This window comes from Bacillus sp. L_1B0_5 (assembly GCF_000836715.1).
Lineage (GTDB): Bacteria > Bacillota > Bacilli > Bacillales > Bacillaceae_G > Bacillus_A > Bacillus_A thuringiensis_S.
Map to the genome: position 1 here is coordinate 1 of NZ_JXIS01000071.1, position 21319 is coordinate 21319.

Here is a 21319-nt window from a genome sequence, read left to right on the forward strand (position 1 = left end):
GTCTAACAATTGGGGTGCACTTCAATATTTAGGGACGGCCTTTTTTTATAAACAAGGATTTTTTATATCTCCCACAATATAAAAAATTAAATATGTTAATCATATCCTGGTTTTTAAATTATTACATTTCAATGATATTTTTGGTATTATTTAGATAAAATAGGAAAGGAATTAATCGAAATGGTATTTAGTAACCTTGTCTTTTTATGTTTATTTTTACCTGCCGTACTCTTAATTTATTATGCTGTACGCAAAGAACTACAAAATATAGTTTTATTATTTTTTAGTTTAGTATTTTATGCTTGGGGCGAACCCATTTATGTTTTCCTAATGCTGTTCTCTATCCTTGTTAACTATTGGTTTGGGATTTTATTAGGGAATAGTCGCTTCACAAATGGTCAAAGAAAATTATTACTAACGTTTGCAATTGTAATGAACACCGCTATTTTAGGATATTTTAAATATGCAAACTTTTTAGTAGATAATATTAACTCTATCTTACATACCAATATTGTTCTTGAAAAAATACCTTTACCAATTGGTATTTCATTTTTCACGTTCCATGCGATGAGTTATATTATCGATATTTATAAGAAAAAAGTCGATGCTCAACGAAATATCTTTGATTTGGCCTTATACTTTACTGTATTTCCACAGTTAGTAGCAGGACCAATTGTTCGTTATAATACAATTTCTCATCAATTACACGAGCGAACTGTTGATGCCGACAAATTCTCTGAAGGTGTCCGCCGATTTATTATTGGTTTAGGTAAAAAAGTTTTAATCGCTAACCAATTAGGTGTTATAGCCGATGAGATCTTCGCAATGAATCCTTCTGATATGAGTGTATCATTAGCTTGGATGGGAGCCATTGCCTATACGCTACAAATTTACTTTGATTTTTCTGGATATAGTGACATGGCAATTGGATTAGGAAAGATGTTTGGATTTGATTTTCTAGAAAACTTTAATTATCCATATATCTCAAAATCCATTTCTGAATTTTGGCGTCGTTGGCATATTTCGCTCGGTTCTTGGTTCCGTGATTATGTCTATATTCCACTTGGAGGAAATCGCGTTACAACTTGGAAAGTTTACCGTAACCTCTTCATTGTATGGGGACTAACCGGTTTTTGGCATGGTGCTAGTTGGACCTTTATGATTTGGGGTATTTATTATGGAGTTCTAATTGCACTTGAAAAAGCTGGACTCGAAAACCTACTTCAAAAATTATGGAGTCCTCTTCAACATATTTACGTGATGTTTTTAGTTATTATTGGATGGGTGTTTTTCCGTGCAGATAACTTCAGTTATTGCTTTGAATTCCTAAAATCCATGTTCGGATTTAACGGTCCGTTAACAGATATTAACAGTTACTTCTATATAATGAATTATTGGGGAATTTTCTTATTAGCTATTATTACTGCAGCACCCGTATTCCCATGGTTACAAAAAATGTTATCGACAAAAAGATTTGCTGTTTTATCGCCAGTATATTATTTAAGTATTCTAGTCATTGTTTTAGTATTCCTAACAAATGCAACTTATAATCCATTTATTTATTTCCGTTTTTAAAGGAGGTTCACTATGAAAAAATTTCAAAACCTCACTTTAATAATGGGGTTCCTTACAGTTATTTTTGGGGTGGGTATTTGGACAGCAAAAGTTATCCTTATAGATAAAAAAACATTTTCTGAATTTGAAAACAGAAACTTAGCAATTAGACCTGCTGTAAATGCTTCTACCATAAAAACTGGAGAGTTATTCAAAGGTATCGAAACACACTTTACAGACCATGTTGGACCTAGGGATCTCTTTCTTGAAAGCTATATAAAATTCCAACTCTCTATGAATCGAACATTCGTAAACAACATTCATGTTACAAACGATCAATTCATTTTTAATAGACCTAATATGGAAAATCATTTAAATGATGTTGATGCTGGTGTTCAGGAATTAAACACTTTGAAAAAAGATTTTCCACAAACAGAATTCTATTTCTCTTTAGTTCCTAGTAAGCAGACAGCGTTACAGTATAAGCTTCCCTCTTACCTAAATCTTGGTTACGAACAAATTCTTAGGGATCACCTTGCTGAGAAATTGACAGCAACGAAATTCCCTATTATTGATGTATTACCAATGTTTAAAGAAAGATTTACTAACGAAAAACTAGAACGAATGTATTTAACTACAGATCATCATTGGAATATGGAAGGTGCCTTTTATGCATATGAGGATACGATGAACTTTATTAATTCTCATTCAAACAAATATAAAGGACAACCAATAAAGAAAGATAACTACACTATTAACTGGGAAAAACCGAAAGGAAAGTTTGTTGGTAGCTGGAATAATCAATTATACCGCTTAATCGATACTTCATCCGTACAAATTCCATATGTCCACTATAATTTCGGTGAATCTTGGGACGACTACACAGTTTACTATGGTGCTATTAAAGATGATACCGCTAAGGAATCAATGACTCAGTTTTATGGAAAAGAAAAAGATATTCCTGCTCCTGGATATGCTAATGTTTATCAAACAGATTTCCCTGAAATAAATATCATTAATACAAAGGCGGACAATGACTTACACCTTGTTATCTTAAAAGATTCGTATGCTGATGCTACATATCCTTTATTTGCACGTAATTTTGCTAAAACAACTTTTATTGACCCTCGTTACACGCAAGGAAAAAGTGTTAAGCAGCAACTAGAAGAACAAAATGCAGATATTGTATTGTTTATATACAACGACACCAACGCTTATGGTGACATGTATAAATTTCAAAATGTAAAATAAAAACTATTTTCAAATTTAATCAGTGGGAATGAACCCCCACTGATTAAAGCCTTAATTTATATAGTAATATCGAGCTAATCTCAATCTAAAATCCTTCAAATCATTATACGCTTCTAAATTCGCTAACATCCCTCGAATAACTGGAATCCTTGGATTCGGCACTCTCATTTCGGATTCTAAAACATCTAAAGTAACTAAAACCTCATCATTTTCTAGTTGGTCTGCTAATGTTCGTTTTAATATAATAATTTCATTTAAAAAATGCTCTTTCACTTGTTCTTTAATAAGCTCTGAGCTACAAAAAAACTCTCCCATTTTTTCTTCATTTAAAACAGGCCCTTCTGAAGATTCTAGAAGCCCTTCTACTAAATCGTCTACTCTTTTTAAAATAAATGAAGCAACATGAGCGAAATCAATTTCTGGTTCATTTAAAATAATTAATTGTAAATAACCATGGCATATACCTTCTACCATAATTACTAAATCTAATAAATATGGACTGACCTTTTCACCATAAATAGACAGTAAGCTACCTCGATAAAATGCATGAGATTCTAACTTCATCCGTAGCATAAACTCTTCTACTTCTTTATTAAACGGAATGGCATTTTCTCTTGCATGCATAATAATAAATTCTTTATGTTTTTGCACATCAGTAAACTGAAAGTATAATTGCTTTTCAAATTTTTCACGTGGTAGTAAAGACTCTTTTTCAATATCCAGCATTTTCTTTTGGATTTTGTCATAATAATATCGAAGCGTCGCTAATAAAAGCTCATCTTTTGATTTAAAATACAAATAAAAAGCTCCCTTTGAAATACCACAAGTGGTGACAATTTCTTGTACCGACGTTGCATTTACACCCTTATTCGCAAACAACTTCATAGCCGATTCTATAATTAAACGCTCTTTTTCTTTCATATCTTCTCTCCTAAATTTAATCTCGCATCTTATTATAAATGTATTATACCATCTCTTTTTATTGACGTTTGACCGAATGGTCAGTTATATTATGTATTAGACTGACCAGTTGGTCAATATAATAAAAAGGGAGCGCAAACATGAACAAAATCATCAATTTCTCGTTAAAAAATAAGTTCGCAGTTTGGCTACTAACCATTATTGTTACTATTGCAGGGATCTACTCTGGACTCAATATGAAGCTGGAAACAATTCCTGATATTACAACACCGATTGTGACAGTAACTACGGTCTATCCTGGTGCTACACCAGAAGAAGTAGCTGATAAAGTTTCAAAACCGATGGAAGAACAACTACAAAATTTAAGCGGTGTTAACGTTGTGAGCTCATCATCTTTTCAAAACGCATCTTCTATTCAAGTAGAATACGATTTTGATAAAAATATGGAAAAAGCAGAAACGGAAATTAAAGAGGCTCTCACGAATGTGAAACTCCCAGAAGGTGTTAAAGATCCTAAAGTTTCACGAGTAAACTTCAATGCTTTTCCTGTTATTTCGTTAAGCGTAGCAAGCAAGAATGAATCTTTAGCTACCTTAACTGAAAATGTAGAGAAAAATGTTGTACCAGGATTAAAAGGACTTGATGGTGTTGCATCTGTTCAAATTGCAGGTCAACAAGTAGATGAAGTACAGCTCGTCTTCAAGAAAGATAAAATGAAAGAATTAGGACTAAGTGAAGATACTGTAAAAAATGTGATTAAGGGATCGGACGTATCTTTACCACTTGGCTTATACACGTTTAAAGACACGGAAAAATCAGTTGTTGTAGATGGCAATATTACAACAATTAAAGCGTTAAAAGAAATCAAAATCCCAGCTATACCTTCATCACCTAACGGTCAAGGTAGTCAAAATGCTGGCGCTGGTGCACAAACGCCGCAAATGAATCCAGCTGCTATGAACGGAATTCCAACAGTTACATTAGACGAAATTGCTGACATTAAAGAAGTTGGGAAAGCAGAATCCATTTCTCGAACAAATGGAAAAGAAGCAATTGGAATTCAAATTGTGAAGGCCTCTGATGCAAATACAGTTGATGTTGTAAATGCAGTAAAAGATAAAGTAAAAGATCTTGAGAAAAAATATAAAGATTTAGAGATCATTTCAACATTCGACCAAGGTGCACCTATTGAAAAATCAGTTGAAACAATGCTGAGCAAAGCAATTTTCGGCGCTATCTTTGCGATTGTTATTATTATGCTGTTCCTACGAAATATTCGAACAACGTTAATCTCTGTCGTTTCAATACCACTTTCTTTATTAATTGCTGTTTTAGTCATAAAGCAAATGGATATTACGCTTAACATAATGACGCTTGGAGCAATGACAGTGGCTATAGGCCGTGTTGTTGATGACTCAATTGTTGTTATTGAAAATATTTACCGACGTATGTCGTTATCAGAAGAGAAATTGCGCGGAAAAGATTTAATTCGTGAAGCTACGAAAGAAATGTTTATCCCTATTATGTCTTCTACCATTGTGACAATCGCTGTATTCTTACCTCTAGGACTTGTAAAAGGTATGATTGGTGAAATGTTCTTACCATTTGCCTTAACTATCGTCTTCGCTTTATTAGCGTCGTTACTAGTGGCTGTTACAATCGTACCAATGCTTGCTCATTCCTTATTTAAGAAAGAAAGCATGAGAGAAAAAGAGGTACATCATGAAGAGAAACCGAGCAAATTAGCAAATGGGTATAAACGTATACTTGAATGGGCTTTAAATCACAAAATTATTACATCTAGTATTGCTGTCCTTCTATTAGTTGGTAGTCTCGCACTTGTGCCCGTTATCGGTGTAAGTTTCTTACCTTCTGAAGAAGAAAAAATGATTATCGCAACATACAAACCTGAACCAGGTCAAACATTAGAAGACGTTGAAAAAATTGCAACGAAAGCTGAAAAGCACTTCCAAGATAATAAAGACGTGAAAACAATTCAGTTCTCATTAGGTGGAGAGAACCCAATGAGCCCTGGTCAAACAAATCAAGCTATGTTCTTCGTTCAATATGATAACGACACGAAAAACTTCGAAAAAGAAAAAGAACAAGTCGTTAAAGATTTACAGAAGATGTCTGGCAAAGGTGAATGGAAAAACCAAGACTTCGGAGCAAGTGGCGGTAGTAATGAAATTAAACTATACGTTTACGGAGATAGCTCAGAAGACATTAAGCCTGTCGTAAAAGATATTCAAAATATCATGAAGAAAAATAAAGACTTAAAAGATATAGATTCTAGTATTGCAAAAACATATGCAGAGTACACTTTAGTCGCAGATCAAGAAAAGCTAAGTAAAATGGGCTTAACGGCTGCTCAAATTGGAATGGGACTTTCTAATCAACATGACCGCCCTGTTCTGACAACTATTAAAAAAGACGGTAAAGATATCAATGTATATGTAGAAGCTGAAAAACAAAATTATGAAACAATCGATGACTTAACAAATCGCAAAATTACAACACCACTTGGTAATGAAGTAGCTGTGAAAGATGTTATGACTGTAAAAGAAGGTGAAACATCGAATACAGTAACACACCGAGATGGCCGTGTTTATGCAGAGGTTAGTGCAAAATTAACATCTGATGACGTTTCAAAAGCATCTGCTGCAGTCCAAAAAGAAGTAGATAAAATGGATCTTCCTTCTGGTGTAGATGTTTCTATGGGCGGTGTTACTAAAGATATTCAAGAATCATTCAAGCAACTTGGCCTAGCGATGTTAGCTGCGATTGCCATTGTATACTTCGTTCTTGTCGTTACATTTGGCGGTGCCCTTGCACCATTCGCAATTTTATTCTCGCTACCATTCACAATTATTGGGGCTCTTGTTGCCTTATTAATCTCTGGTGAAACATTAAGTGTATCTGCAATGATTGGGGCGCTTATGTTAATCGGTATCGTTGTAACAAACGCAATCGTGCTTATCGACCGCGTTATTCATAAAGAAAATGAAGGTTTATCAACACGTGAAGCTTTATTAGAAGCTGGTGCAACACGCCTTCGTCCGATTTTAATGACTGCAATTGCAACAATCGGGGCTCTTATCCCGCTTGCATTAGGATTTGAAGGTAGCGGCTTAATTTCTAAAGGACTTGGTGTAACGGTAATTGGTGGATTAACAAGTTCAACATTATTAACACTTCTTATTGTTCCAATCGTTTATGAAGTATTAAGCAAATTTAAAAAGAAAAAAACAAAATAGCAAAAAAATAACCTCGCTAACTGCGAGGTTATTTTTTATTCCCAAACAAGATTAAGAAATCACCGTATCCTTCTTTTTCTAACTCCCCTTTCGGGATAAATCGAAGAGCTGCGGAATTAATACAGTAACGAAGTCCATTCGGTCCTGGACCATCTGGAAATACATGTCCAAGATGTGAATCTCCTTCTTTACTTCTCACTTCTGTACGTGTCATATTATGACTCACATCCATCTTTTCTTTCACACTTGCTGACATAACTGGTTTTGTAAAACTAGGCCATCCACATCCACTATCAAATTTATCTAGAGAAGTAAACAACGGCTCACCTGAAACGATGTCTACATAAAGACCTTCCTCTTTATGGTTCCAATACTCATTTCGAAATGGTGGTTCTGTACCATTTTCCTGCGTTACATAAAACTGCATCTCATTGAGTTTTTCTTTTAAATGAGCATTATCCTTTGGCCAATGTTGCTTAATAAAAGCATCTCGTCCTGAGCCTTTACGATATAACTCATAACGGAATGTATTTTTCTTATGATATCCTTGATGATATTCTTCAGCTGGATAAAATGTAGCTGCTGGCAATATTTTTGTCGCAATTGGTTTTGAAAAGCGCCCACTCTGCTCAAGTTCTTCTTTTGAGGCTTCTGCTTTTTTATGTTGTTCTTCATTATGATAAAAAATCACTGTTTCATAAGACTGTCCGCGGTCGTGGAATTGTCCTCCAATATCGGTCGGATCAATTTGTCTCCAATATATATGTAACAATTCCTCATACGGCATTTTGTTTGCATCAAATGTAATTTGTACCGCTTCATAATGTCCTGTTGTTTCTGAGCACACTTCTTTATACGTTGGGTCCTCTTTATGACCGCCTGTATAACCTGAAACAACTTGTATAATTCCCTCCATCTCTTCAAATGGAGAAACCATACACCAGAAACACCCTCCAGCAAATGTAGCCACTTCTACCTTTTCATTTACAGCCATTACTTCACCCCTATTCTATATTCTCCTTACAGTATGGCATAAGAAACATAATGTTATAAAAGAAAAAGCATCGAACATCGATGCTTTTTCTCTACTTCACTTTATTTCGTTCCAACATCCTTCTCCATTTCATCACTTGTCACATCTAGGACATCTAATAAGAAAATGAAAATTGGAATACCGATAATCAGTCCCCATACACCTAAGAAGTGCTCTGAGAAAATTAATACCATAAAAGTATAGAAAATCGGTAAATTTGTTTTTTGCGACATAAACTTCGGATTTAATACGTAACTTTCAAGCGCATGAATCACTGTTACGATAATTAAAATATAAACAACGTACATAATACCGCCAATATTGTAAGCAATCATACAAAGTGGGAATAACGAAATGATAACCCCCGCTACTGGAATTAAGCCAAGCAAGAAAATCATTAACGCTAAACCTAATAATTGCGGGAATCCTAATATCCATAATGCGATAACTGAAAGAACACAGTTAACAACAGCAATTAAAAATTGTGCTTCGATTACCTTTCCAAATGAGCGTGCAAATTTCTTTCCAAAGTACTCAATTTCAGTATAGAAAATTGCAAGCCTGCTTTCTTTAAACTTTGCAGTAAAACCAACAATACGAGATTTTTCTAGTAAGAAAAACAAACTCAAAATTAAAGAAAGTAAAACTTGAAGGCCAAATTTACCAACATTCGTAATCGATTTATACAAAATGTCTACGCCTTGTCCTACATATTTAGAAAGCTCCATATGATTGACAGCATTAACTGCATACCTAATTAGTTCACTATCTGGTGGGTTTCTTAAAAATACATTGAATTGGTAAATCAATTGTGAAATTTGTATCGTTAATACTGGTAAATATTTAAATAGCGTAATAGCAATTCCACCAATTAACATTACATATAGAAATGCTATAATAATTTTTCGATTAATAGGCATGAAATGATCTAATTTGCGGGAAATAAACTTTTGGAATCGATCCATTAAATACGTGAGAATAAACGTAATTAATATTAAATTCAACATACTTTGCAGCCCGTATAACACGAGAGCAAGTATTACTAATACGAGTAACCTCTGAAATCCTTTGCTTTGAAACAGGTTTTTTATTTGCATAATCGACGAATACTCTCTCCTGTCCTATAAACTAAAACGTTAATAAGTAGATTTCTCTCTCTTTTCTACTTTTAATTATTCATTCATATTAAGATTTTTATAAACTCATTATATGCCTACCTTAACAGGTATATAGTAGCTTACTTCTTATTTTACAATACAATGACCTAATTCAAAACGTATTCTACATAGTATTAATGAAGATTTAAGGAAACTTACATTTTTTTAAATAGGTCTTACCACTACTGTAACATAAAAAGCAAGCTATCAGTAGAAATCTGTCCTACAAATAGCTTGCTTTTCTTATTTTTTAAGTAAGTTTTACTATCCAATGAATGGCATGAACATTGGGATGACAACTACTGTTACAACCCCAACTACCGTTACAGCAATACTTGCCATCGCTGCCTCTACCTCACCCATTTCAATTCCTACTGCAACTCCTAATGCATGGCCCGCTGTTCCAAGTGCTAAACCTTTTGCAATCGGATGTTTCACTCTAAATGTTTTTAAGAATAATGCTCCTAATGCATATACGATAACTGCGTTGAAAATAACCGCAAACGATGTAATTGCAGGAATACCACCAATACTTTCTGAAATTGGTAACGCAATTGCTGTTGTTGCTGCTTGCGGTAGCATTGAATTCATTACTGCTGTATCTAAACCGATTGCTTTTGCAACAATGAACACGACAATTACTGAGCAAATAGATCCAACCACGATAGCTGATAAAATTTGCCACCAATATTTTTTCAACTTATCAACTTGTTTATATAGTGGGATAGCGAATGCAATTGTTGCTGGCTCTAAGAAGAAACTAATCATTTTTCCACCAGTATTATATTCTTCAAAAGTAAAGTTACCTACCTTTAGAAAGACAATGCCTAATACCATCGCTACGAATAATGGTGTAAATAGGAAGAACCCTTTTGAATGCTTGAATAATAATGTTCCGATTCCGTATGCGATTAATGAAACGACGATTCCGAAATATGGAGTCATTGTGCTTGCCATATTCATTACCTCCTAACAATATATAAATGCAATGGTTACGCAACCTTTCCGTGCTTGCGTCCTTTATTTACTACTTTCAATTCTTTTGTATCTTCTGTTTCTTTTTCATCTTTTCCTAAAATGAATTGTGCAAATAATCCTGTTACAGCGAGTAAAATAACTGTTGCTACAACAATTACGGTTAAAATTTGTACAAAGTATTGCCCCATTACACCAAGAGAATTAATAACTGAAATACCTGATGGGACGAAAAGGAATCCGATAATACCGGTTAAAGCTGTTCCAAGTGATTCAACTTGCTCCAATTTAATTACTTTTAAACATAATAGACTAAATAAAATAACTAACCCGATTACCGATGAAGGCATTGGAATTGGTAAATGCGTTACAATAATATTTGAAATTAACATAATAGCTGAGAATATAAATGCTTGTGATAAGAAACTATATACTTTTTTCGTACTCATTTTGGCCACCTCTTTCGATTTGGTACCTTTATTGTATAGGATATAAACACCCAAGTAAGCGTTTACATAACGGAACGTCAAATATACAGAATCAGTTACAAATATAAAAGGATGAAATACAAAAGCCGCTTCTTAAATACGAAGCAGCTTCTTGAGTTCTTTTGCATATGTACGGCTAACAGGTACTTTCGATCCTTCTTTCATGATTAAATTATAAGTAGAATTGAACCATGGCTGAATTTCAGTAATATGATTAATATTCGTAATAAAGCTACGATGGATGCGCATGAAGCTTGCTTGTGGTAACTTCTTCTCTAAAATTACAAGTGTATCATGTGTTACATACGTTTCCCTCATTGTTTTTACTGTTACTTTCCCATCTACAAGCCCTACATATATAATGTCTTCAATATTCACAAGTACGATTGATTCTTCAATTGGTAATGCTAATTTATGCATCTCTGCTGCTACATCTGTCCCCTTTATTTCGTGCTTCGTTTCTATTTGCGCTTGTTTTTGTTTTTTATACTTCTTTAATGTTTGCACAATACGTTCTTCATCAAATGGTTTTAAAATGTAGTCTAATGCATCTACTTCAAATGCTTGCAACGCATATTGATCATAGGCAGTAGCAAATACAATTGCAGGTGGATTTTTCATCTTCTTTAATATATTCGCGATTTCAAATCCGTTATCATCGGATAATTGAATATCTAAAAACACAATATCTGGTCTACTTTGCATTAGTTCTTCTAATGCGTCTTCCACACAATCAGCCTCACCAACTATCTCAACTTCTTTCGTTCTCTCTAATAAATACTTTAGTTCATCACGTGCTAACATTTCATCGTCAACTACTAATACTTTTAACACCCGGCTCTTCCTCCCCTACTTTTTTTGGAATAATAAAGGTAATCTCCGTCCCTTTATTTAATTCACTTTCGATATGAAGCATCGTTTCTTTCCCAAATAACCCAATAAGACGTTCATTAATATTATATAAAGCTGTTCCAGTCCCTTTCTTTGATGAAACTACCATCTTTCCTAATTGTTCTAAACGTTCTTCCTCAATTCCCTGTCCATTATCTTTTACTTCAAAGTGAACCATACCCTCTTTTTCAAAAACATGCACTTCCACTTCGCATATTGGTTGCTTCTTCGGAAAAGCATGTCGCAATGCATTTTCAACCAATAGTTGAAGAACAAATGGTGGTACTAAAGTTGTCTTTAGCTCATCCTCAATATACATCTTTACCTCATACTTATTTGGGAACCTTGCTTGTTCTAGTGATAAGTATGCCTGTACGTGGTTTAATTCTTGCTCTAGTGGAATCAATAACTGACGTGCCCCTTGCAAATTACAACGAAAATACACGCTAAGCTGTAATAATAACTTCCTTGCTTTTTCTACATCTGTTCGGCATAAAGCTGATACTGTATTAATCGCATTAAATAAAAAGTGTGGGTTAATTTGCGCTTGTAATGCTTTTATCTCCGCATCTTGAAGTAATTTACTTTGCAACTCAGCTTCTCCTAACTCTAACTGCGTGGAGAATATTTTTGCTAACCCTTCTGCTAATTCTTCTTCAACGCGACTTAACTGGTTAGAATTTTTGAAATACAGTTTTAATGTACCTATCGTATTTCCATGTGAAGTTAGTGGAATAACAATAGCGGCTTGTAAGGGACAGCTTTCATGTTGGCAATTAATAACCTCACGTGATTTCGCCTTCATTATTTGCCCTGTATGTAAAACTTCTTTTGATAAACCAGTTATTAAACTATGTGAAGGAATATGGTGATCTGATGCTAATCCAACGTGCGCTAATATTTTCTCTGTATCTGTTAAAGATACCGCATCCGTTCCTGTAAAGCGGTGAATAATTTGTGCCACATGCTTACACGATTCTTCTGTTAAGCCTTGACGAAAATACGGTAACGTTTTATCAGCAATACGCAATACTTTATGAGTCTGAAGTGCTTTTGCATTCTCCTCCTGACGCAAAATAGCTTGTATCATAGAAAGTAAAATAAAACTCCCAAAACTATTTACAAGAATCATCGGTATCGCTATTGTTTTCACAACGCTAACTCCATCCTCTATAATTAATAAAATCATAACCATTTCTAAAGATACGATAAAAACACTTAAAACTGCTGAAAACTTAGGAGTAATTGTACGATTATATTTTTTGAAAATATATCCGATATAACCAGTTATAATCCCCGCTAAAATAGAAGAGATTGCGCAGCTTAGCGCTGTCGTACCACCAAGCATATAACGATGAATACCAGCAATAAACCCGACTCCAACCCCTACGATAGGGCCACCAAGTAAGCCACTAATACCAACACCCATAATACGCGTATTCGCAATTGTACTTGACGAAGAAACACCTTGTAACCAATTTTCATTCATAATCGTATTTCCTGCTATTTCAATCCCAGTGTAATTGCTTACAATTGTAAATACCGAAAAAATACAAATAAGCTTAAGCTTATCTACATAGCCGTCCTGTTTATGAAGGAGGCGCCTGAAAGTTTTAATATGAGAGAGTAAAAATCCTAAAATAACTATAAGTCCGACTCGTTCAATCATCATGAGTACTAAATTTAGCATCTTTGATTCATTCCTTTTTATTTAGTTAGTTTTATTATGGGAAAATAATGAAGTCGGCGTCAAGAAGAACGAAATGTTTTTTGAAATATTTTACACATAATAATCCCCTCTTTATTTGACAATACAATAGAAGAGTGCTAAAAATAAAGTAATATAATACAGTCCTTTAACACAACCCCGTGAGGTTGAGAAGGAAGTCGGAATACAATATACGTATGTTCTTTTTGGGGGATACGTATGCTTTTTTGGCCTTCTCATCATATCAGGTGAGAAGGCCTTTTGTTATTCTTCCATAGCGACTGTAGAAAATAAGGAGGAGTAATAATGAACGTCATTACTGATGTACAACAAACAACAGAGGAGACGAAAGCGAAAAGGTATAAAACATTATTTGGTTCTGCGCTAGGATATGCAGCAGAAGGTTTAGATATGTTGCTATTATCTTTCGTACTTGTCTATATTTTAAAAGAGTTTCACTTAAGTCCTGTTGAAGGTGGAAACTTAACATTAGCTACCACAATAGGGATGTTAATTGGTTCTTATTTATTTGGATTTATTGCTGATTTATTTGGACGTATTCGTACAATGGCCTTCACAATCTTACTGTTTTCACTAGCAACCGCACTCATTTATTTCGCAACAGACTACTGGCAATTATTAATTCTTCGCTTTTTAGTTGGAATGGGAGTTGGTGGTGAATTCGGAATCGGAATGGCCATTGTAACAGAAACATGGTCTAAAGAAATGCGCGCTAAAGCGACATCGGTTGTTGCACTTGGATGGCAATTTGGTGTACTAATTGCTTCACTCCTTCCAGCATTTATTGTCCCGCACTTTGGATGGAGAGCCGTTTTCTTATTTGGATTAATTCCAGCTTTACTAGCTGTCTATGTCCGTAAAAGTTTAAGTGAACCGAAAATATGGGAGCAAAAACAACGCTACAAAAAGGAACTATTGCAAAAAGAAGCTGCAGGTAAATTAACACCTACTGAAGCAGAACAACTAAAACATATAAAAAAATTCCCACTTCGAAAGTTATTTGCCAGTAAAAAAGTAACAATCACAACAATCGGTCTTATTATTATGTCGTTTATCCAGAACTTCGGATATTATGGAATCTTCACATGGATGCCAACTATTTTAGCAAATAAATATAACTATACATTAGCAAAAGCAAGTGGCTGGATGTTCATTTCTACCATCGGTATGCTAATTGGAATTGCAACCTTTGGTATTCTGGCTGATAAAATTGGTCGTCGTAAAACTTTTGCAATTTATTATATTGGCGGTACAGTATACTGTCTCATTTACTTCTTCTTATTCACAGATTCAACATTATTATTATGGGGAAGTGCATTGCTTGGATTCTTTGCAAATGGCATGATGGGAGGATTTGGGGCAATTTTAGCTGAAAACTATCCTGCTGAAGCTCGATCTACCGCAGAAAACTTTATTTTCGGTACAGGACGTGGGTTAGCTGGATTTGGGCCTGTTATTATCGGCTTACTCGCTACAGGTGGCAACCTACTTGGAGCATTGTCCTTGATTTTTATCATCTACCCAATCGGGTTAATTACAATGCTACTATGTGTACCAGAAACAAAGGGAAAAGTATTAGATTAAACGTAAAAGAGGAAGCAACTCATTTAAGATGCTTCCTCTTTTACGTTTTTATTTATTTTGATTTACTAGCCTTCTGAAATAAGAATGCAGTTTTATCTTCTTCTTTTACAATACCTTGTTTTAGTGCTAATTCTCCCGCAACTTTAGGCGCTAACCATAGCATTGGGAATAACAAAATTGATACCGGAACTGCCGTCACCACGATAAACGATTGTAGCGCATTAATGCTTCCTTCACCCATATATAAAAGAATTGCTGCAACTGCGCCCATAATAAGCGACCAAAAAATTCGCAAACTAATTCTAGGATCTCCGTCTCCAGTCACTGCCATCGAAATGGAATACGCCATTGAATCTCCTGTTGTCACTACAAACAAAATTGTTAATAAAAGAAATGCTGGTCCAATAATATTAGAAAGTGGCAATTGCCCTGTAATTGCAATCATAGCTGCCGGCATACCAGATTCGCTTAATGCGTCCGAGATAGACCCAGGATTCATTAACTCATAAAACACACCTGATCCCCCTAATATAGTAAACCAAAACGTTGTAATAATAGGTGCGATAATTCCAATTGCAACGATGATTTCTCGAATCGTTCTCCCTCTTGAAATTCGACTCACTAAAATTGCCATCATTGGTCCGTATCCAATAAACCATCCCCAGAAAAAGATTGTCCAAGATCCTAACCAACTTGTATCACCACGGTATGTGCTCATCGGTATAAACTCACTTACATAAAATCCAAACGAAGAAACAAACGAATCAATAATAAATCCACCTGGCCCAAATAGTAATATGAATGCCATTAATAAAATTGCTAATCTAACATTTAAATTACTTATAATTTGAATCCCTTTATCAATACCTGTTACTGCCGATATGGTAGACACGGCCACTACACAAACAATAATTGCTAATTGAGTAGTAAACACATCAGAAATTCCAAATAATTCTTGTAATCCATAACTTGCTTGTAAACCTAAAAATCCAATTGGGCCAATTGTACCTGCAGCTACCGCAATAATTGCAGCTGCATCAATTATCGTTCCAAGCAGGCTCTTTCTTAATTTTTCCCCAAAAATAGGATATAAAAGCGTTCGAGGTTTTAGCGGCATACCTTTATGATAATGTCCATACATCATAACTACCGCACTAATTGTACCTAAAATCGTCCATGCTAAAAATCCCCAATGCATATAACTTTGTGCTAAAGCAGGCATGACTGCTTCTTTCGTTCCAGCAGATATACCGTCATGTATTGGTGGCACCGTCATCAAATGGTACATTGGCTCTGCTGCTGCCCAAAAAACGCCACCTCCGGCAAGTAATGTAGACATAATAATAGCAAGCCATTTTGCCGTACTAATCTCAGGTTTTTCTAAATTACCTAGTTTGACCCTCCCATATTTCGAGAACGCCATACACATCGCAACAATAAATGTACCTAACAATAAAACTTGCCAGAAGGCACCGAAATATTTAATTGAAAAAGCAAAACTGGTATTAATCGCACTCTCTACATAATCCTTATTCAAAAAAACTGCAATTACAAATAATAAAAGTGAACCACCACTAATAATAAATACAGGCCAATCAGTTTTTCGACTCTTCATCCTCATTTACACTTCCTCCTTCCTCAGCAATCTAAAAAAACAACTTTATTATGTTTTATTGTTTAAACCTAAAACATAATAATTATATATGCATAATAATTTATCGGCTTTCCACATACTTATGTTGTCCCTAAAAATATGCCAAATCCCTTATTTAAAAGAAAAAAATCTCTTCCTCTTACATAAAAAAGCAAAACAAAAGACCTTATATTTCTATAAGGTCTTCGAAACAGAAATTTGATTATAACATAAGGAACTCCTTGGTTCAAAAATCCTCTTCCAAAAATAACCGAGAGTAAAGGCTTCCATTTGCTACATAACAGTAATTTAAAAAAATTATATTTTGCAGAAAAAAACTGCACTAAATATTATTTATGAAAGAAATTTGGCTTCAAAATTTCATTCGGATACGGTTTATGATAAATATGAGTGGTAGCTGGAGATAGCGGTGGAATAAGCCACACCCAATTACCTGTTACAACACGACCGCAAGCAGCTTCTTGCTTCTCAAATTGCTGAAATTGTTGTGCAGCAGTATGATGGTCAACAATACTAACTCCTTGTTTTTTAAAAGAGTGTAGCACGGCAATATTCAACTCAATTAGCGCCTTATCTTTCCATAACGTACCGTTTCTCGATGTATCTAAATCCATCATCTCCGCAACAGCCGGAAGTAAATTATAACGATCATAATCCGCTAAGTTGCGCGCCCCAATCTCTGTTCCCATATACCATCCATTGAACGGAGCGGCTGTATAAGAAATACCGCCAATTTCTAAGCGCATATCTGAAATCATTGGAACCCCATACCATTTTGCTCCAAGTGATGAAATAGGGTATTCTGGGTGTTCAATTGGCACTTCTTTTACTTCTTCTCTCGGAATTTCTTTATATATAGGCGCCTGCCCGTTTATAGAAAACACAAGTGGCAATACATCGAAATTCGTACCTTCTCCTTGCCAGCCAAGCTCCTGACAAAAGTCCGTAAATGCAGCGGAATGAGAGTCACCGATCACTCCCATTTCTGTTTTATATCCTGCATATCGAATCAATTGGTGATTATAAATTCGTATATTATTTTCCTCACCTTGATATTGCTTAAAAATCGTAATGGTTGGTTTAACTTTTCCGTCGTTCGTTGCATATTTAATATGATGAATTAATGCATTATATACACCCTCTTCATCATTTACTTCGCGCGCATCTAATATGTGCATCTTACTCCAAAATAGTCTTCCAATACATCTATTACTGTTACGCCATGCCATTCGTGAACCATGAACAAGTTCTTCAAATGTATGCTCATATGTCCCTGTCTTCTCTATCTCAATTTGAACTTCTTTTATACGTTCTTCTATCAATTTCTCTTTATTAAGCTCCTTATAACAAATCGTAATAAAATTACTTGCTTCCTCTATTAATTGTTTCGTTTTACTCATAAACGATCTCCTTCTATTTCAACAAAACGCTACTACTTTACAGTATAAGCAAAAAGGATAGGAGTCACAAATGAAAGTGAGAGTGTTACTTTTATTGTAATATTTTTCAGAAAATTAATAAACTTACTATTGACTTACATGGAAAATGAGTGTATTTTTGACTCAGGTAAAGTATTTTTACCTAGACCAACTTTTAAATAGAAAGGAGGTAATCTTATGTCTTCATTCCAATTGCCAAAGCTTTCATATGACTATGATGAACTAGAGCCACATATCGATAGCAATACACTTTCCATTCATCATGGAAAGCACCATGCGACATACGTAAATAATTTAAATGCTACTTTAGAAAATTATACTGAATTACATAATAAATCTTTAGAAGAATTGCTATGTAATTTAGATGCTTTACCGAAGGAAATTGTTACGGCTGTACGAAATAACGGTGGTGGTCACTATTGTCATAGTCTTTTTTGGGAAGTGATGAGCCCACGAGGTGGCGGTGAGCCTAATGGAGACGTTGCAAAAGTAATTGATTATTATTTCAATACCTTTGACAACTTAAAAGATCAACTTTCCAAAGCAGCTATTAGTCGTTTTGGAAGTGGCTATGGATGGCTTGTTCTTGACGGTGAGGAACTCTCTGTTATGAGTACACCAAATCAAGATACGCCTTTGCAAGAAGGGAAAATCCCCTTACTCGTAATTGATGTATGGGAACATGCTTATTATTTAAAGTATCAAAATCGGCGCCCAGAGTTTGTTACCAATTGGTGGCATACAGTAAACTGGGACCAAGTAAACGAGAAGTATTTACAAGCAATTCAATCGCAAAAACATTAGTCGTACGTATAAGGTAAATTTGGTAATGTAAAATCAGTATTGTCGAAATCCTCCAGAATCCCCCGGATTGCCACCGGGGGATTTATGATTACTTCATTTTACTTATATAATGTTTTAAAACATTTTTTATTTCTAGTTTCAGCTCTCGGAATAAAAATCCGGATTCACGAGCCTTTCCATTATGTAGCGTACAGTTAGTTACTTCATTATAAGGAGCTATATTTTCCCCAACTTCCTGGATAAGTGCTTTTATTCCCGTCTTCTCTTCTATGAAATGAATAATTTCTTCCGTAGAAACTACTCCGTTACTACAGGCGTTAATTGGTCCTTTCACATTTTCCATTCCGCACCAAGCTAGAAACTCTCCTGCCTCTTTTTCATGTATAAATGACAAAGCTCCATCTATATAATCCACAACGATAGGGTTTTGGTTCACAACACATTCAACGTAAAATTGTAACCTTTTCGTATAGTCATTTTCTCCAATAACAACTGGAAAACGCACTGCAACGACTGGGAATGTTGCATATTGAAATAAAACCGATTCGGCTAATCGCTTTCCTTCACTATAATTAAAATCATTCCTATCTCCATATGTAATTGCATATTCGTATGGATTAAAGTCCTCTTCTAACAAGCTTAATGCAGGTTCATAGACAGCCATTGAAGATGCCATAATATACTTCTTCGTTTTTTCTTTCAAAACTTCACATACCATTTTCGCTGCATTTGAACTATAGCATAAATTATCGTATACAATATCATAACTTTTTCCTTCTAGACGCTTTTCTAGTAGCTTTCCATCTTCTCTATCAACAATTATTCTTTTTACTGCGCTACCAAAAGAATCTTCAGTAACTCCCCTCGTGGCAATTGTTACATCGTGTCCAGCTTGCAAAAGGTACTCTACTAAATGTTTACCAAAAAACCTTGTTCCTCCTAGCACCAACACTTTCTTCAATTTCATCATCCCCATTTTCATGATTTATGAGATACCACCTTTTTTATTATAAAACGCTAATATATAAAAAAGCATGAAATCAGTTTAACGATTCCATGCTTTTATGCAGATCATATATTAACGTACTCGATATTTATAAATACAATAACAGAAGTACAAAATAGAAATTACTGATACATAAACCCATAGTTCATATACGAATCCCTCTCCCCATACTCCCATAAAATAAAATAGTGAAGGTAAAGTCAATGTTACCCATGATTGTACGAAGGCAATCCTTCCAAGATATTGATTGATATTCTTCTTTTGTGTATTTAGCACAAAGAATAAATACCAAAGTAATGCCCACATAAACCACGTTAATGCATTAACAACATCATGGAATTGAACAAATGAAACAACCATATAGAATAAAGCAATAATTGCTACCCAAATACAAAACCATCCTAGACCACTACTATCCATTCCTTTTATAAAAGTAACACCTACATATAAATAAGTTAATCCAAATAAGAAAGTAGCCGCATATGAATACACTGTCCAATTGCTTTGGTCAGAAATCATGATCAAATAAAACGGAATGATAATTTGTAGTGCACCCACAAATAAATTAAAAACACCCGCACTTTTCATCTCTGCTTTCCCTAATATAACAAGACTATTTAAAAATAAAGCTGCCCCTGAAAGTAATAATCCTACATAACCCATATATATTCGTGTGAAAATCTTTACCTTTCACACTTTTAACCTCCCCACACTATAAAGTGATACTTATATTATTTTTCTTCTCATTTAAAACTACATACATAATTTTTCATCCAAATAAGTCAGACCTCCTACCTTAAAAAGGAGCGAACTTAAAACGCTTTCAATAATAAATAATCCTATCAAAACATGAACTAGGATTCCTTGATTATAAACGGACTCTAGCAATGATACAAGTGTTGGAATACTTTTCAATAATACGCTTTCAATTTCTATAAAAAATTAATAAAATAATACATTCCTCTATCTCATTCTACTACCTTCTAGCATAAGATATTGTAAAATCATATCATTTTAAGAAAGGTTTGATATTTATGCCTCTTCATTATCCAAATCATTCTGTTTTTCACTCTACAGGTGTGTTAACAAGAGAGCCTGCAACTATTTCAGCAGTCGTAAACATTGTAAATTTAGATGCATATTACGCTCACTATGTAAATATAGAAGTGTGGGATTGGTCTAATTATTCTAATCCTGTAAAGTTACCTGTATTAATTGGTGAAAATGTAGAAGTAGAATTCCCATATGTTTTACAAGGCAATCATCTCGCAGTCTTTTATGCTAATTTAGATGAGACTGTTGATTTGTATGAAATACGTATTTCTTATCCCGCTCACTCCAATATTATTGCAAATTGTTTCGGGCGAAGTCTCCCACCATATACAAGTCAAGAGGGAAACACAGTATATCACAAACAACTTGTTCGAATTCATTAATTCCTCCTATTATGTAATAGGTGGTGGTCCGTAATACATTCTTTCTTATAAGAAAATTGTATTACGGACCTAAAACGCGATAGTACCCCTTAGCAGTTTTTGATTGTTTCAAACCCTCAATTTTGTATAAGGAATAGGCT

At 34.5% G+C, this 21319-nt stretch carries 17 protein-coding genes; 6 read left to right on the forward strand and 11 right to left on the reverse strand.

All coding sequences use genetic code 11. From position 1 onward, the window contains the following. The first annotated feature begins 180 nt into the window (after positions 1–180). Positions 181–1575 carry an MBOAT family protein gene (locus RT27_RS21560; protein WP_016079569.1) on the forward strand — a complete coding sequence of 465 codons (1395 nt, stop codon included), beginning with the start codon at positions 181–183 and terminating at the stop codon, positions 1573–1575. A 12-nt stretch (positions 1576–1587) separates the two neighbouring features. Beyond that, positions 1588–2805 carry a hypothetical protein gene (locus RT27_RS21565; protein ID WP_016079568.1) on the forward strand — a complete coding sequence of 406 codons (1218 nt, stop codon included), beginning with the start codon at positions 1588–1590 and terminating at the stop codon, positions 2803–2805. Between the two features lie 51 nt (positions 2806–2856). On the opposite strand, the gene RT27_RS21570 is transcribed toward RT27_RS21565, so the two are convergent. Further along, the gene (locus RT27_RS21570; RefSeq protein ID WP_016079567.1) at positions 2857–3726 is read right to left on the reverse strand and encodes a TetR/AcrR family transcriptional regulator; all 870 of its coding nucleotides are present in this window, start codon (positions 3724–3726) and stop codon (positions 2857–2859) included. A 140-nt stretch (positions 3727–3866) separates the two neighbouring features. On the opposite strand from RT27_RS21570, the gene RT27_RS21575 reads away from it, so the two are divergent. Continuing rightward, complete coding sequence (locus RT27_RS21575; RefSeq protein WP_029443704.1) at positions 3867–6983, forward strand: efflux RND transporter permease subunit; 3117 nt, start codon at positions 3867–3869, stop codon at positions 6981–6983. A gap of 28 nt (positions 6984–7011) precedes the next feature. Here RT27_RS21575 and msrB read toward each other — a convergent pair whose 3' ends face one another. The 6 genes from msrB to lytS form a co-directional block, all read right to left on the reverse strand. Beyond that, positions 7012–7977, reverse strand: coding sequence for a peptide-methionine (R)-S-oxide reductase MsrB (msrB, locus tag RT27_RS21580; protein ID WP_016079565.1), 966 nt, complete (start codon positions 7975–7977; stop codon positions 7012–7014). A 101-nt stretch (positions 7978–8078) separates the two neighbouring features. Beyond that, positions 8079–9113, reverse strand: coding sequence for an AI-2E family transporter (locus tag RT27_RS21585; protein WP_001166013.1), 1035 nt, complete (start codon positions 9111–9113; stop codon positions 8079–8081). Positions 9114–9437: 324 nt separating this feature from the next. Further along, complete coding sequence (gene lrgB, locus RT27_RS21590) at positions 9438–10130, reverse strand: antiholin-like protein LrgB (protein ID WP_000168869.1); 693 nt, start codon at positions 10128–10130, stop codon at positions 9438–9440. 35 nt (positions 10131–10165) lie between these two features. After that, entirely contained in the window at positions 10166–10597 is a 432-nt protein-coding gene (gene lrgA / locus RT27_RS21595) for an antiholin-like murein hydrolase modulator LrgA (RefSeq protein ID WP_043937447.1), read from the reverse strand. 132 nt (positions 10598–10729) lie between these two features. Further along, complete coding sequence (locus RT27_RS21600; protein WP_043937449.1) at positions 10730–11470, reverse strand: LytTR family DNA-binding domain-containing protein; 741 nt, start codon at positions 11468–11470, stop codon at positions 10730–10732. Further along, positions 11448–13217: a two-component system sensor histidine kinase LytS gene (lytS, locus tag RT27_RS21605; protein WP_043937450.1), complete on the reverse strand. Its 1770-nt coding sequence runs from the start codon at positions 13215–13217 to the stop codon at positions 11448–11450. The genes RT27_RS21600 and lytS overlap by 23 nt, the downstream gene beginning before the upstream one ends. Before the next feature lie 324 nt (positions 13218–13541). Between lytS and RT27_RS21610 the strand changes: the two genes are divergently transcribed. Next, positions 13542–14840 carry an MFS transporter gene (locus RT27_RS21610; protein ID WP_043937452.1) on the forward strand — a complete coding sequence of 433 codons (1299 nt, stop codon included), beginning with the start codon at positions 13542–13544 and terminating at the stop codon, positions 14838–14840. Positions 14841–14892: 52 nt separating this feature from the next. Here RT27_RS21610 and RT27_RS21615 read toward each other — a convergent pair whose 3' ends face one another. Both RT27_RS21615 and RT27_RS21620 read right to left on the reverse strand, forming a co-directional pair. Then, positions 14893–16461: a BCCT family transporter gene (locus RT27_RS21615; RefSeq protein ID WP_043937454.1), complete on the reverse strand. Its 1569-nt coding sequence runs from the start codon at positions 16459–16461 to the stop codon at positions 14893–14895. 362 nt (positions 16462–16823) lie between these two features. After that, positions 16824–17894: a nitric oxide synthase oxygenase gene (locus RT27_RS21620; protein ID WP_043937456.1), complete on the reverse strand. Its 1071-nt coding sequence runs from the start codon at positions 17892–17894 to the stop codon at positions 16824–16826. A 216-nt stretch (positions 17895–18110) separates the two neighbouring features. On the opposite strand from RT27_RS21620, the gene sodA reads away from it, so the two are divergent. Beyond that, on the forward strand, positions 18111–18737 hold the full coding sequence (gene sodA / locus RT27_RS21625) for a superoxide dismutase [Mn] (RefSeq protein ID WP_000094037.1): 627 nt from the start codon (positions 18111–18113) through the stop codon (positions 18735–18737). Positions 18738–18825: 88 nt separating this feature from the next. Here the strand turns inward: sodA and RT27_RS21630 are convergent, their stop codons facing one another. Both RT27_RS21630 and RT27_RS21635 read right to left on the reverse strand, forming a co-directional pair. Further along, positions 18826–19719: an NAD-dependent epimerase/dehydratase family protein gene (locus RT27_RS21630; RefSeq protein ID WP_043937458.1), complete on the reverse strand. Its 894-nt coding sequence runs from the start codon at positions 19717–19719 to the stop codon at positions 18826–18828. A gap of 96 nt (positions 19720–19815) precedes the next feature. Further along, entirely contained in the window at positions 19816–20406 is a 591-nt protein-coding gene (locus RT27_RS21635; RefSeq protein ID WP_000542569.1) for an AmiS/UreI family transporter, read from the reverse strand. Positions 20407–20777: 371 nt separating this feature from the next. Here RT27_RS21635 and RT27_RS21640 point away from each other — a divergent pair, with 371 nt between their 5' ends. Further along, positions 20778–21179 carry a hypothetical protein gene (locus RT27_RS21640; RefSeq protein ID WP_016079559.1) on the forward strand — a complete coding sequence of 134 codons (402 nt, stop codon included), beginning with the start codon at positions 20778–20780 and terminating at the stop codon, positions 21177–21179. Positions 21180–21319: the final 140 nt, after the last annotated feature.